Below are 14,819 nucleotides of genomic sequence, written 5' to 3' on the forward strand. Positions count from 1 at the left end.
CTTTTCAACCGTGAATTTACCTACAGGATTATCTCCAAGCCGCGGATACGGCCCTGCTCGTGCTAAATCTTTAACTCCCACTGCTGACTCAGTGCTATCTTTTTAACCTGCTCTGCCTGTAGCTATATCTCATCGGCCAGTTGACGATCAGCTACGGCATAGCATTTTTTGTCTAACGTATGATATTATTTCTAATGATAACATGTAATTATCTTATTATATAATTACGGGAATTTTCCCGTTGATCATCAATTCTCAGCGGCTGTACTTAGCGGATCAAATCTGTTACTATAACTGCTAATTTGATGTAGCTATGAAAACTTATTTGTACATCTTTTTATTTCTGTTTATATCAGGTATAGTTTCTGCTCAGAGTTCCAAGTATTCTAAAAACGGAATATACAGATGGACTAAGCCTGTATTGCTTACCCCTTCAGATATAAGAGGTGCTGCCACTGGTGGTAGACCCATAGAGAACAATCCTGGTCAGCGCTTTGCTGTTATCGATGTTATCAATGATAACAAAACTGCTGTCATCAGGATATTAGACTATACCAATAACATACTAGAATTTAAAAAATATAATGTGATAAGCTCCGCCGCTAGCAAATACACAGGAAAGCCCGAAGAGTCCAGACCCAGCGAGGACCAAGCTTACTTTACTGTTCCGGTGGAGGCTATTGAACAGTTAGCCGTGGGGGATAACACAATTGCTGGTGGTTTAGCATTGGGCTAATAAACTTTCCTTTCAGGTTTAGACCGCAGTCTGGTAAAAATGATTTTTCTGGCTCGTTCAATTTTGGCGCAGCAGTAGGATACAAATTTCCACACAAAGAAAGAAGGCGGTTTACCAGCACAGTGCTCACAGGATACAGTATATCCAATGTTGTTTTAGATGCGCCTTCCGTTGAAAGAAACGCTAACCTACTGACAGAGACCAATAATTTTACTGCCCTTTCATTATCGGTTGGTTACATGTTTGAGAATGAGAAGATACAGGTGGGCGTTTTTATGGGTAACGACAACCTTAGCCGTGTAAATCAGGAGAATTTCGGATGGCAATACCAAGGTAAACCTTGGTTCAGTATAGGGTTAGGTTATTCAATCTTTTCGACTGAAAAGCCTAAAACCGATTCTTCCAAAGAGAAGCAAGATTGATTCATGGCCAACTTATAAACTTAACCCTCGGTTTCGCTGCTGTTTTTGCTGACTACTCAATTCTTGTTGCTGTCAATTCTATTTTTTTTAGCCTGCTCAGCCTGTAGCCGTAGTTCTTCGGCCCGCCGGCGATCGGCCGCTACCTGTAGTTGGTGCTCCTGATGCCCATCGCGTAGTTCGAGCGTCATGGCCGCCTTCCCTTGGCGGGTCCCATTGCTCATGGTGTTCTGGTAGCGGAAGCTCACTTCCAGCTCCCGACGGTAGACCGACTGTAGATTAAACGCCTGTTCGCTGCGCTCCTTGAAGTCGACCCGATTGAACTGGCCAAACTTGTGATCATGCACGGCGCTCTTGTTCTGGCCTCGATGATTGTTCATCGGGCTAAGTAACCGTTGCTTGTGGTTGTCCTTATGGAGTAGGCCTACTCCATAAGGACAACCTAGTTATAGACCCGGGCAGGTAACCTTTTATCAACCAGCCCCGCCTGTTAGCTCATCGGATTCCAGCCGAAGCAAGGTCAATTCATTGACCCGGTTGTACCACAAGGCTAGATCGGCAAAGCCCGCACCAGGCTGGGTGGAGTATCATCATCGTCATGTACTTACCGTATAGTATACTAACAAGTCCGTTTGGTTATGGGTGAATATACAGGTCTAAGTCGTTAGACGACCTGGAAAACGATTGATCTGGGGGTATGGGTCAAGCATTTACGAAAAGTAGCGCCTGTATATTGGCTGAGGGGTGTCGCCCTGTCGATACCGAAGTAGCTAATCATTGGGGCCGGTTATATCGAAGAGGAGGACTCTCATACCTGCGGCAGAGTAAAAACCAGCTGGTCAAACAGGTTAACGTTCAGCCAAAACGAGGAGGGTTATCATAAAACGGCAAGATTACCCATCAGCATACCTAGTTGACTAAGGCTAGCCACCTATCTTAATCGATTGTGCCGGGAGGGTTATTTGACGAGTTTGATCAGGGCCTCATCGGCTTCCTTTAAATAAAAGGCAATAAAAGTGAGCGGCTCCTGGGGTGAGCCATTATCAAAGTGGAGGATGACTTTATCTTTGGGTTCGTAAAACGCTTCGCCCTGGTGGATCACCCGCTTTTCTTCCCCTTCGATCTGAAACAACACGCTGCCTGATACCACATAGCCCACCACAGGACAGGGATGCATATGCGTAGGGGCGGCCTGGCCAGCCGGTAGGGTTACTTGTTTAATGTCAATTTGAGAAAGGGATTGTTTGGTAAGTAGTACCTGCAATAAGTCTTTACGAAGGAGTTGTGTCTGAGCCATGCCGACGGAGGTAGTCATCCAGATAAGAATCAGCAAGTTGATGCGTGCTGCCGTTGTTTTCATGGCTCAAAAGTAGGCGGCTAGGGATGGGCTTTTGCTTGATGTAGATCAAGACTTTTGATCCGCGACAGGGTTTCGGGCCGAACCTTGAGAAAGGAGGCAATCAAATACTGGGGAAACTGCTGTTCAATCAGTGGATAGGTAGCTACTAAATTAGCGTAACGCTGGGCGGCCGTTTCGGTCATTAACGACGTTGTTTTGACGCATTTGCGTATGAAGAGCTGCTCACTGATGTATTTGAAGAGTTTCACCCAATCCAGCGATTGATCAGTAGCGCTATAGCGTTGATAGGGAATCGCATATAGGGTGGTAGGGCTGTAGGCCTGAATACTGCCTGGTGAAGGGCACCGGGTGAGAAAGCTCCGGTAGGAGGCCACAAAGGAGCCCGGTAAAAAGAAGTCGTCCACGGACTGCTCACCGTCCTGGGTCTGGGTGGAGGAAACCAACGATCCTTCGGTGACCAGACCAATGAAGTTGGCCACTTTTCCCTGTTGAACAAAGTAATCATGCCTGGCCAGCTGAATCGATTCGGCCGTGCTATAAAATTCGGCCGGAAATTCTGGCGATAAGCCTAGTTGGTGGGAAAGCTGCTCGATGAGGGCCATAGCGTAGGATGTTTACCGTCGTGCTAGTAGGTAAGCACCGTAAAATTACACCTGTTGCTTTTTTACTAAAACCGGATGGGTCAACTAGAGAAGCTTGGCATGACCGACGAAAACCATTTTTTAACAGGGTTACCTGGTCGATTAAATAGTACTCTGCTAATAGATGGCCTGTAGGCAACATGCTAGTATCTCTTTGAGAACAATTGTACTTTTTTGATATAACCAAGAAAAGAACCCCTTTAAACGAACGATTTCTGATAAAGAAGATAGATCCGTTTACTTGTTAATAACCGATACAACCTATTCTAGTAATTTTATGAATTAGCTGCCCCAATAATTCTGTATCTTCACCGCCTACAACCTGCTTTCTGAATCGAAACTAGATTGCTCACTTTCACGTCCATGACGTGGGAAAGACACTATTGTATCATGAAGTTAGGTTACGCTCGTGTATCAACTCAAGACCAAAATCTAGCTCTTCAGCTAGATGCCCTCAAAGCAGCCGGCTGCTTGAGAATCTTTCAGGAGAAAGCTAGCGGCTCTAAAACCGAAAGGCCTGAATTAAATAGGTTACTAGAAATCATCCGGGAAGGCGATACGCTCATGATCTGGAAGCTAGATCGACTGGGGCGTTCCTTGAATCATTTGATCGAGATCGTCACTCAGTTAGAGGAGCAACATGTTGGGCTAGTCAGCCTAAACGATCCTATTGACACCACGACGGCTCAGGGTCGGCTCGTTTTTCGCATCTTTGCCAGCCTAGCCGAGTTCGAAAAGGAAGTCATCCGGGAGCGAACATTGGCCGGTTTAGCCTCCGCTCGTCGTCGGGGTCAACTCTTAGGCCGTCGCAAGGGGCTTACCAAAGTAGGTGAGCAAAAAGCCCGCATCGCCGAAAGTCTTTATAAAGAGAATAAATTCTCGGTGGAGCAAATCGCTCGGGAGTTACATATCTCGAAAACAACATTATATAAGTACCTCCGCCAGCGAGGGGTTGAAATTGGGCCCACAATTCAACATCCAATCGCCACTATATTAATCCGTTAAAATTGCCCTATTTTACAGTTATTGGATGACCGTAAATGATATGTAAAATGAATCAGAAGCAGATTGGGTCGTCAATTATGAGTTCTGTGAGAAGGAAAGTGGATAAGAGACTTTAACTGAAGCGGAAAAATTCTTAAGCTTATTACAACAAATTAAGGAGGTCCCATTCAAACCGGTTATATAAAACAATCTCCCCAATACGATTAGTCAATCTGCGTCTTAGCTTGGTGGCAAAGCGAATTCAAATGGAAATACGTAGTAGTTTTTACCCATGACCACCCTCCAGCTTGGTCAGATTGCCATTAAAGCCCATTATAATAACTAAAAACGTAGTTTAAATCAAGAACATAGAGTCGGATGTTTATAGGTCCGATTCATAAAAGCTGTTATTGAAAGCATGCGAAAGAACAAGTCTAATTGACACCTGAAGAAGTCTGTAAAGCCTATAGCAGGCAGTTCCGATTTTCAGTATAAGAGCAGCCTCTGTAAGTCAGCAACTTTACAGGCTAATTCAGGCATCAGTAATAAATTTTAGAATATGTGTGCAGCTTGAGTTTTAGTAAAAGTAATTATACCATTTCTTTCCGGAGTGACATTTGATAATATTACTTTAAACCCTTGTGATAACCATGCATTCTTTTGAACATGGTACTCAGAACCGCTATTTCCCCAAAAGCTTTTTGCGTGAGTAAACGCCCAAACGGGTAAAGGTTGCTGAATTATCTCCTCAATTTCATCAATAGTTAAACTCACGCTAAAGATGTTATTTTGAACGGCTTTTTTTAGTTCTAATTGCAAAGGAAAGTATTTATCGTTCGAGGAAAGTTCAGTGAATGAACGGTTCAGTGATTCTGTTAATTCTGGCAATAATATTGAAGAAATGTTCTTGGCACCAAATGAAATAAAATGGTTTTCAATTATATTCCATAATTCCAACCTAGGATTGGTCTTTGATTTTGTAGTTTTTAATGAGAATCCGAATAAAAATTGCTCTAGTTTAGAAGCGGGTACTTCTAATGTATCAGCCCAATTATTCAAATCAATAACATATTGAGCATACACATCTTGCTTGTTACTATAGTTTACTTGGTATTTATAATTATTATTTATACCGGAATAATAGAATTTACGCTCTGGATAATTTTCGATTAGCTGAATCGAAAGAGCGCAATGAGCATTAGAAGTCCATTTGTCAAAAATTAATGGTTTAACTTTTATATCATTTATCTCGCCCAAAAAGAAAAACAATTTTGTAAAATAAGCAGGACCAACACCAGGTATTTTATTACATCCTGAATCGAAAGACAAAAACAATTCTTTAAAGTTGCCTTTCTTTATCTGCTTTTCAGCATATTGAATACTCTGTTCAAGTTCTTTACGTTTTTTGACAGTATGCTCAAGCAATCTACCAAAATGTGTATCATTTCTTTCCTTAGATTGTGTAGCATTGATCCCTCCCCACATCATACTCGCTAAAAATCCTATAAAATAGTCGTTCTCGAAAAGTTGAATAACGTCCTTTCTTTGAATATTTCGAGTTGGGAATAATTTATATATATCCTGAATTACTGGATAAGCATCTATAAAATAATCATAGCTTTTATTCCACAAAGCAATATTTTGTTCGGGTAATGATTTAATTTGATCAATATTTTGAGCTAGGTAAACAGGAAGTGTCATCTTAGTTTCTATAAGTAGGCTTAATGGCGAAGAATTTTGGTGTTATAATTTTCTTACTTCGTTGGTAGGTGTACTCATAAGATACTGAAAGCTATAAGTATCTCCTACAGCAAGGGGTTTAAATGGACCATCAGTTCAAAATCCAATTGGTACAACTTAAATCTGTTATGAGTCTGCTATTTGACAGTTAATGAACATCGTAAATATTATGCAAAATAGGAAAAGGCATGAAGTTCTAATCATTCTTGAGGTCTTTCGAAATAGAAATGTTGGAAAGGGATTGAGAAGAGCATAAAATTGGAGGCAAATTGTCACAAAACATGAAGGTGCGTTCTAGCCTTGTGACAAACCAAAGCTAAATCAACACTTAGGGCTTTTCCAAACGTAAAATCTGCCAGGTTGACAGTTTGGATAAAATTTGTTGGAAACCGAAGCAAGAACGGTCTCTAATCGAAAAGGCGGTTGAAAGAAGGGCATTATCTCCCTTATAGAAAAAACAAAAAAAGCCCTGTTCAATCAGGGCTCAATATCGTTACTCGGCGTCAGAGGCCTGCTTTGGCTTTCGGCCTCTGGGCTTGCCTATGTAAGGTACTTTAACGGCCGGTGCTTCAGGAGCTACTTTTAGTTCAAAGGCGGTGGTGCCTTCGTACTCGAAAAGACAAATCGTAAAGTCGTATTTGGTTTTGGTGAAATCAACTCCACTCTTTTTTAGAATAAAAGGCAAAGCCAACGTATAGCTTTTGGCCGCTTTCTCGAAAACGAAGGTCCCCTCAGCTGTACTACTTGGCACTAAATACAACGATTTGGCTTTACGCTTGCCCTCGTCCATGCCTACCTTGAAGGATGTTCTGTCTAGATCGACACCTATATGAGCCACGGTCTTGGCCGGCAATACGAGTTTACCAGCCGTCGAAACGTAACCGGTTAACTTTACTTTAGCTGGCTTTGAGGCTTTTTCAGATTTGGCCGTATTCTGTTGATTCTCACTGGGCGAAAAAAAACGGATGTTAGATGCTTTCATTTACTTGACTTTAAGACTTTTATCAACAACAAAGGTAGCCAATAAGCACTGGCTTACTGACTATTAAGCTGGTATAGCAGTAGGCAAGTAGTATATTGACTTATAGCCATTAAAATAGTTCATCCTAAATTAACTAGCAGACTAGTTACTCCAGTAATTTATGAAGAAAAACATTGAGTTCAAGCTGGATGACTTGGTAACGCTAATTGACCCGAAGATTGCTCAAGAGTTAGTTGCGGCTAACGGTGAAATTGACTGGCCAGTCCCGGTGATCAGTCAATATGGTCAGCGGGTACACTGCTGGAATAGTCAACGGCGTGAATTTAAGATCACCCCAGTGCGACTGAGATTAAGAAAGTAGACTAACCAGACTGTTACTACATCTTGTTGACCTATACGATATAGAGAGAATGGTTAAAGACGACATCATAAACTTTGGCCCGTATGCCTGGCAAGTGCTGGCTATTGAGGACGGCCGCAGGGCACTCCTTTTCTTCTGGTAAAAGCCCATAAGCTCAGTGTTTTCAATCTTTTGGCCCCCAAAGATTAACCAAACTTTGCACTAGGTTCGTAAGATGACCGAATTGAACCGGTTTGTAAACAAAAGCATTAGCGCCAGCATGATAGCATTTATCTCGATCCTCCTCAGAGGATGAAGTTGTGAAAATTACGAATGGGATCGTTTTGAAAACGGATTGGAGTCGAAATTGCTGCAGCAGCTCCAGGCCATTTCGACGAGGCATATTCAAATCGGAGAGTACAAACAAGGGAAAAGGTGGAGCTTGTATGAAAAGTTGTGCTTCTTCACCGTCAACTGCAAAAACACGAGCAAGATCCGGACAAACTGATTCGAAAGCCTGATTTATTATCAATCGATCGTCTTCGTCGTCCTCGACAATTAAAATCCAATCCGAAATAGTCCTCATGTTTTTTAGGTTTGGCCGAAATCAGAATATTCTACAATCCCAATAAAGCCGTAAAATCATTGATAAGAATGGCGGATTTTCAATTTACTATATGTTGAAAATTACTACCCTAGGCATTATGAAAAAATAGACTACCTTCATATAGATGGTATTACTAAATCAAAGCATGTGCCATCGAATAAAATCTTCATAATACCCCAAAACATGCTGTATACCTATTTTATCTTGGACGGCGACGAATTATTCTGTCGTATAAATCCAAATCTAAGCGTAACTCCAAAAAAATTAGCAACGTAAAATTGTAGATAATTCCGAGTATACGGTTATCCTTAATTCGCCAGCTTAATCAATTGTTCCATTCAAAATTTTCTGCGAATAGGAATTATAAATAATTGCAATACAGAGACAGGGTAATAATTCCAGATCGCTTATAAATCTAGGCGAACATTTGAGTTTTGAAGCTAGAAGATATCTCCAATCGATCTACAGTTCTTTGGGTTACTCCAATAAGTTGGAGTAACCCAATTTTGCCTTGCAAGGAATATGTCAAAAAACCTCTCGGTTCTTCTTCAGATAGGATAGTCCTCCTTGCTGTATACAACTTTTCTCGAATTATCTAGTGCATTTTCAGAGCAAATTTTACCAGTTAAATAATCTTTAATGGTTATTTGAAGCTCTAATAGGGCCATCAACAGGCATTCTCTCAAAATCTGTTTGCATTATTAATCCATAACAAATCCCCCCACTTAATTCATTTGAGAAAAAGCTACAATCAGGGCTTGATTCTTGTAGGCCTATTTGCCTATGAATAACTGAACATCAAATTCTGTCTGTTCAACTAGTAGACTAATTTGTATAATCTTCCATTTATATGCCTTCGTGTGGATCGAGAGGTGTTCTGTTATGTTTAGCATGGTTATTCCTATTTATAAGTTATAGTAAGGCGCAATCTTCTGCTTCAAGAGAAGAAGTGGATCGCCTTCTCAGATCGGTCACTAAAACCGTAACAGATACAAATCAGGTATGGACATTACTCCGCTTAAGCGAATTCTACTTAAGTAGTCCGATAGCTGATAAAGCATTGTCGGACAGTGCACGTCACTTTTCTGAATTAGCAGAACTGTTAAGCCGCACAATCCACTTTAACCATGGAATTGACAAATCATTATATCTGAAGGCTATCTATCATCTTGAGCAGCAGAATAATGGAGAAGTTGCCCGCATCTCCCAGCAACTAAGTGATTCGAGCCGAATACGATTATTTCTCGAGCAAGGGAAGCGACTTCTTCGACCCACCCAACTTCGGTATGCCAAGCGCGATAGTGCTATTTATTTTTTCCAAAAGGCAGAACGGATTTGTCAATCAATTGGTCATAACCTTTTGGCAGAGGAGAGTCAGAATTTAATAGGAGTCGCCTATATCCTTAAAAAAGACTGGCCAAAAGCGAGGGCCAGTTTTATGAAGGTAATTCAGGCACGGCAAACAGCGGGGGATCGATCAGGGGAGGTTAAGGTATGGCTGCGAATGGCAACAACTACCTATTGCGATGATTGCCGGGAAAATATGAAAGCGCTGGAAACAGGATTAACGCTATCTCGTCAAATCAGGAGTAAGGCGCTGGAACTGTTGATTTTATTAGAAATGGGTTTCGAACACTTCCAATTAGATAGCGGAGAAACCTGGCGCGCAGATCAAAGAGCAGCCCAAGCCCTGGCAATCCAAAATGTCATTGGTTTCAGAGCATTAACAGCAGCCTATCGTAATCTGGCAATGTCAAGTGTTTACAATCGGCCAGGTGAATATGGATATCTTTCCAACACAAATTACTTTCTGTCAGATTTAAGTCAGGCCAAGGGCGATTTAAATCAAAAATTGTTTTACATACTTCAGGTTGTAAAAGCCGAGGAGAAAAATGGGCAATCGGCTGAATTAGATTATGCCTATTTCAGGTTAGGTAATGCTTATTTCGGACTTAATCAATATGAAAAAAGCTTAACATATTATCAAAAATCACTGGCAATTAGCCGCCAGAAAAGTGAATTGGTCATTCAAATTGGGCTTATCACTCGGATGGTAATTACCTTTCTAAAATTAGGAAAATCTCAGGAAGCCTTACGATTTTTACAGACGATTTCAGGCAAAATTAAATCAGTCACCTATGAAGATAATATTCTGCTAAATCAAAGTTATGGAGACTGCTACAGCGCCTTAAAACAGTATAAAAAAGCCGAACGGTACTACCTCGCTAGTGTAGCCTGGAGTAAACAGGTTGCCTTACAATTTCAGTGTTCTGCCTGGCAACGAATTAGTCAGTTTTATGTAGATAATGCTCAATTTAAAAAAGCAGATCCATTTCTTCATCATCTATTGTCCATATCGCAAAAACGAATAATTCCCAGCCAGCAGCTTGAAATCCAATTAATGCGTTTCAAAGTAGATTCGGCACAGGGTAATTATAAAGCAGCTATCAACCATTATCAAACGTATAAAAACTTAACGGATTCAATTTTTAATGAGAAAAAAAGCCAGCAAATTGCTCGGCTGACTATAGAGTATGAAACCCAAAAGAAGGAACAAACACTTGCACTTAGAGAAAAAAATATAGACCTGTTAACGATTCAGAACAGGTCTCACCAGACGCAACGGAATGCGTTGATTGTGGGAAGTATTTTACTGTTAGCCTTACTGGGTTTAAGTTATAACCGGTATCGATTGAAGCAACTAAACAATAAACAACTCCTGGATCAACAGAAAATCTTACAAACTCAACATATTGAACTTCAGGCAAGACAGAAGGAAATCAATCAAAAAAATAGCAGCCTACAACAATTACTAACCGAAAAAGAATGGTTATTGAAGGAAATCCACCATCGGGTGAAAAATAACCTGCAAGTGGTCATGAGCTTATTAAACACGCAGGCTAGTTACCTTGTCGACAACGCAGCTATTACGGCCATTCGAGAGAGTCAACACCGGGTGCAGACAATGGCCATGATTCATCAGAAACTCTATCAGTCTGAAGGTATGGCCCGCTTAGACATGGGAGCCTTTATTCAGGAAGTTGTAGTCTACTTGCGTAATTCATTCAAAGTCGAGCAACAGCATTTGTTCGAGTTAAACGTAGAATCGATCGATTTAGAGGTTACGCAGGCAATTCCAGTTGGTCTAATCATCAATGAAGCGATCACCAACTCCTTAAAGTATGCATTCCCAGTTGATAAGTCTGGAACCGTCACAATAACGCTCAGGCGAATAGCTGAACTTTCCTGTGAATTGATTATTGCTGACAATGGTGTGGGCCTACCTCCCGGCTTTGACGTTTCGCAAAGCCGTTCATTGGGTATGACGCTTATTAAAGGCTTTAGCCAACAATTGGACGCTTCCTTAACAATAACAAGTGAAACCGGCGTGCTGATTAGCCTGATATTTACTGAGGAAAACTGAAAGGCATCTATCTCGCAGTCAACCGCCTTTTTTCATTAGTGGCCCTTTTGGAATCTCTTAGAAAGGTTTCATTCGGTAGCGGGAGGGTTTATGATCAATACCTTACGAATCCCCATTTTTTCCATTCGATATTCCAGCGTGGTTGGTTTAAGGTTCAGCAGTTCAGCAGCTCCACCACTGCCGCGAATTCGGCCATTAGTTTGTTGTAGAACGGCCAATATGTAATTCCTTTCCACTTCTTGTTGGCTCTTTATTATGGATTCAAAATCAACGGGTGAACTTTCAGTTCGACTTGACTGCGTAATTGCTATAGGCTGACTAGCTGGCTGATAGCTGGATTGCAGTTCGCCCAATAACGATTTACCAAGTGATCGACCTAGCTCGATAGGACTTTGGCCAGAATTGAGAATTACGGCTTGTTCAATCACATTTTCTAGCTCCCGAATATTGCCCGGCCAATTATAATTCAGTAAGGAAGGCATTACATTCTCGGCAAAGCCAATAAATGGCTTACCCTGTTTCTGGGCCATTTTTCGGGCGAAATACGTAGCTAGTAAAGGCAAGTCTGTTAATCGATCTCGTAGTGGAGGAATAATAATTGGGTAGGTGGACAATCGGTAATAGAGGTCCAATCGAAACCGACCGGCTCGTACTTCTTCCTCTAGATTTCGGTTTGTGGCTGCAATCACCCGAACATCCGTTTTAATGGGTGTTTTACCCCCAATTCGATCTATCTCTTTTTCCTGAAGAACCCGTAAAAGCTTGGCCTGTAATTCGAGGGGTAGTTCACCTATTTCATCCAGCATCAAGGTCCCTCCTTGAGCCAGTTCAAACTTGCCAATTCGCTTTTCGAAGGCCCCCGTAAATGCCCCTTTTTCATGGCCAAAAAGTTCACTTTCTATCAGATTGGTAGGAAGCGCAGCACAATTTACTTTAATTAGCAGTTTCCCTTTACGTGAAGACGATTGATGTACAGCTCTGGCTATTAATTCCTTTCCCGTTCCGCTTTCCCCTAAAAGGAGAACTGTCGTATCCGTATGAGCGACTTGATTAACAAGCCTGAAAACGTTTTGCAAGGGCTCACTTCTGCCGATGATCTCCTCAAAGTCATTGAATTTCTGAACCTCTTGCTGTAAATAGGAATTTTCCTGCTTCAGTTTTTCACTAAGGCGAGCCACTTCCTCATAAGCCAGAACGCGTTCAAGCGTTAAGACTAGCGGCTGCTCAAGACGTTCAAGGAGAGCCTGATGAGATACTTTAAACGCATCAGGATTACGACTTAGAAAGCAAAGCAAAAATCGATCACCATTACTCAATTGGAATGGGGCAGCCATAGCGCCTACCAATCGAAATGATTTTGCCAGGGTTTGAACAAAGGGATCTTTTCGTTCTAACTCATCAAAACTCTCAAAGTTAAAACGAGAGAATTGTTCAGGAAAGAAGGTAATTTGATCCTGAATTTCGCCGGTTCGTTTATCGCCAGATAACTGAAGTATATCCTCTAGCGTTAGCACATTAAATTCCTGATAGCCAACTCGGTAATAATGAAAACTTGAACTTCTCCCACGCTGTTGGTACCGAACCGTTAAAAAATCAAAGGGAATATAAGGTTGTAACAACTGGGCAATTTTTGTGAGTCGATCGGTCCAGCTTTCTGAAAGAGATAATGCTTCTGAAAGATCGATTTGTAATAATTTTTCCTCCCGAAGTTTTACTTCAACACTATGAGCTTGTTTGTATCGACTGATCGAAATAGCCGTTAAAATATCCTGCTCCCTAAACGGTTTAACAATATACCCACTCGGTTGAGTAGCTTTTACGGCCTCTAATACCCCTGGGTTGTCATTGGCAGAAATATAAATAAATGGAATGCCTAGTTCTTCCAGGTGATGGGCTAAATCAATACCTGTTTCCCGGCCTTTCAGATAAATATCCAACAACACCAACTTCGGCTGATGTTGGCTGATCATATCAATTGCTTTGCGCATTGATGTTGCAATACCAAGCACAACATACCCATTCTGCTCAAGTATGAGCTGTAAATCGTTGGCAATGATATACTCGTCCTCGACAATTAATATAGTATAAGGCTCTATCGAGCTTTGTCCTGCGATGGAGGAAGTATGCATAAGACGTTACAGTTTGGGCTACTGTGAAAAGAGGATAAGTTAGTACGACAACAACTATACCTTTTATTACCTAGTAGGTGTTCATTATTGAATTCGCATTCCTTGCTTACGCAAAGCATTATTAAAAAATTACAAAAAATTTCAATTCACTCTATTCTATACCTTGCTCAACATTCATTGCTGTGATAACTCACAAAAAATGCTCCAGGAAATTAATAATTCTCCAAAAAACTGGAGTTCTCCAAATTGAATCCTGAGTAGGCCGTGAATAGCAACTGAGGCTAAATCCTGCAATGTGAGCCTTGGAATAGGTCATTTTGAATACAGCCTGATAACTTTTCCCGAGGCTACTATTTGTTTTGTTACTAATCACGAATCAACTTTTTGGAAGTAACTATTCATCCTGCTTACTCAGCTTTTGGCGTAGAGACACATTTTCTTCGTGTAATCGGGCGGTCTGCTGCACGATTTGGTCATAGGCCAGCATCTGTTTAATCGTAAATGTTAGTGCCGGTTTTAACTGGTCCAATAGTGCCCAATGCTGTTCCTGGTAAAGTTGATCATGTTGATTGTAAAAATCGAATAAAAACTGGCCACAATTCGCAGTATAAATGGATGTATTGAGATTGGATTTATACTTGTATGTATTGATAATAAGCTCTTTAATTAAATGATGGTTGTATCGAGTAGTATCGCTATCACTATTCGGGAAAGATGTCGACGTGTTCTTATTGACTTGTGGTAGCGGGTATTTCTCCTTCTCAGTTTGGTCTTTTTCGACCGTAAATACTGAAATTGGAACAAACTTAAATTCGTCTTCTGAGATCCTCATGTAACAAGTTGATTCCTGGGATTCAGAAAACGGCTTCCTGTCAAAGGTAATTTGAATAAAATCGAACGGTATGTACGTCTGAAAATATGCTAGTAGCTTAAGCAACCAATTGTCCCAATTACCTGGTTCAGCAATTGTACTGAGCAAATTGATTTGTTGTTTCTGCCTTTGACAGCGTTGATTTTCAAGGCTTAACGCATGGCGATAGTATGCTATTTCCAATGCCACTAGAACATCCTTCTCTCGAAATGGCTTCACTAAAAAGCCAAATGGTTTCGTCATTCTAGCCTCTTCTAATACACTGGTATTCGTATTTGCCGATAGGAAAATAAACGGAATTTGATTGCTACTAAGGTATCGAGCGAGGTCAATACCTGTCTCTTGACCTTTTAAATAAATATCGACCAATACGAAATCTGGTCGAGTTAATTTACTCAATTCCAATGCCTTAGCTACACTTAGCGCAATTCCACTGACTATATAACCGGCCCGTTCCAAAATGAGTCGTAAATCGTTCGCCACAGCGAACTCGTCCTCAACGATTAAGATGGTCTGGGATACCGGATGCTCATTCACCTGATTAAAAGACATACTGCTTAGGGATGTTGAAACTCAATTGCACATA

The 14,819-nt window shown here is 41.1% G+C and carries 12 protein-coding genes; 4 read left to right on the forward strand and 8 right to left on the reverse strand.

Annotated features, from left to right (window positions below; all coding sequences use genetic code 11):
- Positions 1-313 precede the first annotated feature (313 nt).
- Both ACYVC2_RS32465 and ACYVC2_RS32470 read left to right on the forward strand, forming a co-directional pair.
- Positions 314-736, forward strand: a complete 423-nt coding sequence (locus ACYVC2_RS32465) for a hypothetical protein (RefSeq protein ID WP_461109941.1) — start codon at positions 314-316, stop codon at positions 734-736.
- 122 nt (positions 737-858) lie between these two features.
- Positions 859-1,158, forward strand: coding sequence for a hypothetical protein (locus ACYVC2_RS32470; protein WP_461109943.1), 300 nt, complete (start codon positions 859-861; stop codon positions 1,156-1,158).
- A 56-nt stretch (positions 1,159-1,214) separates the two neighbouring features.
- Here the strand turns inward: ACYVC2_RS32470 and ACYVC2_RS32475 are convergent, their stop codons facing one another.
- The 3 genes from ACYVC2_RS32475 to ACYVC2_RS32485 all read right to left on the reverse strand — a co-directional run bounded on the left by ACYVC2_RS32475 (position 1,215) and on the right by ACYVC2_RS32485 (position 3,117).
- On the reverse strand, positions 1,215-1,535 hold the full coding sequence (locus ACYVC2_RS32475; protein WP_461109944.1) for a DUF5712 family protein: 321 nt from the start codon (positions 1,533-1,535) through the stop codon (positions 1,215-1,217).
- A 578-nt stretch (positions 1,536-2,113) separates the two neighbouring features.
- Positions 2,114-2,515 (reverse strand): cupin domain-containing protein, encoded by a 402-nt coding sequence (locus tag ACYVC2_RS32480; RefSeq protein WP_461109946.1) that lies wholly within the window; start codon positions 2,513-2,515, stop codon positions 2,114-2,116.
- A 17-nt stretch (positions 2,516-2,532) separates the two neighbouring features.
- Positions 2,533-3,117, reverse strand: a complete 585-nt coding sequence (locus tag ACYVC2_RS32485; RefSeq protein ID WP_461109948.1) for a Crp/Fnr family transcriptional regulator — start codon at positions 3,115-3,117, stop codon at positions 2,533-2,535.
- Positions 3,118-3,546: 429 nt separating this feature from the next.
- Here ACYVC2_RS32485 and ACYVC2_RS32490 point away from each other — a divergent pair, with 429 nt between their 5' ends.
- Positions 3,547-4,161 carry a recombinase family protein gene (locus ACYVC2_RS32490; protein WP_461109950.1) on the forward strand — a complete coding sequence of 205 codons (615 nt, stop codon included), beginning with the start codon at positions 3,547-3,549 and terminating at the stop codon, positions 4,159-4,161.
- Between the two features lie 531 nt (positions 4,162-4,692).
- Here ACYVC2_RS32490 and ACYVC2_RS32495 read toward each other — a convergent pair.
- From ACYVC2_RS32495 to ACYVC2_RS32505, 3 genes are all read right to left on the reverse strand, one after another.
- On the reverse strand, positions 4,693-5,841 hold the full coding sequence (locus ACYVC2_RS32495) for an 8-oxoguanine DNA glycosylase OGG fold protein (RefSeq protein WP_461109952.1): 1,149 nt from the start codon (positions 5,839-5,841) through the stop codon (positions 4,693-4,695).
- Between the two features lie 532 nt (positions 5,842-6,373).
- Positions 6,374-6,862, reverse strand: a complete 489-nt coding sequence (locus ACYVC2_RS32500; protein WP_461109954.1) for a hypothetical protein — start codon at positions 6,860-6,862, stop codon at positions 6,374-6,376.
- A gap of 524 nt (positions 6,863-7,386) precedes the next feature.
- Positions 7,387-7,788, reverse strand: coding sequence for a response regulator (locus ACYVC2_RS32505; RefSeq protein ID WP_231780111.1), 402 nt, complete (start codon positions 7,786-7,788; stop codon positions 7,387-7,389).
- Between the two features lie 970 nt (positions 7,789-8,758).
- Here ACYVC2_RS32505 and ACYVC2_RS32510 point away from each other — a divergent pair.
- A complete protein-coding gene (locus ACYVC2_RS32510) occupies positions 8,759-11,233 on the forward strand; it encodes a tetratricopeptide repeat-containing sensor histidine kinase (RefSeq protein WP_405520718.1) in 2,475 nt (824 codons plus the stop codon).
- Between the two features lie 68 nt (positions 11,234-11,301).
- Here ACYVC2_RS32510 and ACYVC2_RS32515 read toward each other — a convergent pair whose 3' ends face one another.
- Together ACYVC2_RS32515 and ACYVC2_RS32520 are read right to left on the reverse strand one after the other, a co-directional pair.
- Entirely contained in the window at positions 11,302-13,362 is a 2,061-nt protein-coding gene (locus ACYVC2_RS32515) for a sigma 54-interacting transcriptional regulator (RefSeq protein ID WP_231780113.1), read from the reverse strand.
- 394 nt (positions 13,363-13,756) lie between these two features.
- Positions 13,757-14,785 carry a response regulator gene (locus ACYVC2_RS32520; RefSeq protein ID WP_231780114.1) on the reverse strand — a complete coding sequence of 343 codons (1,029 nt, stop codon included), beginning with the start codon at positions 14,783-14,785 and terminating at the stop codon, positions 13,757-13,759.
- Positions 14,786-14,819: the final 34 nt, after the last annotated feature.

This window comes from Spirosoma koreense, assembly GCF_054777875.1.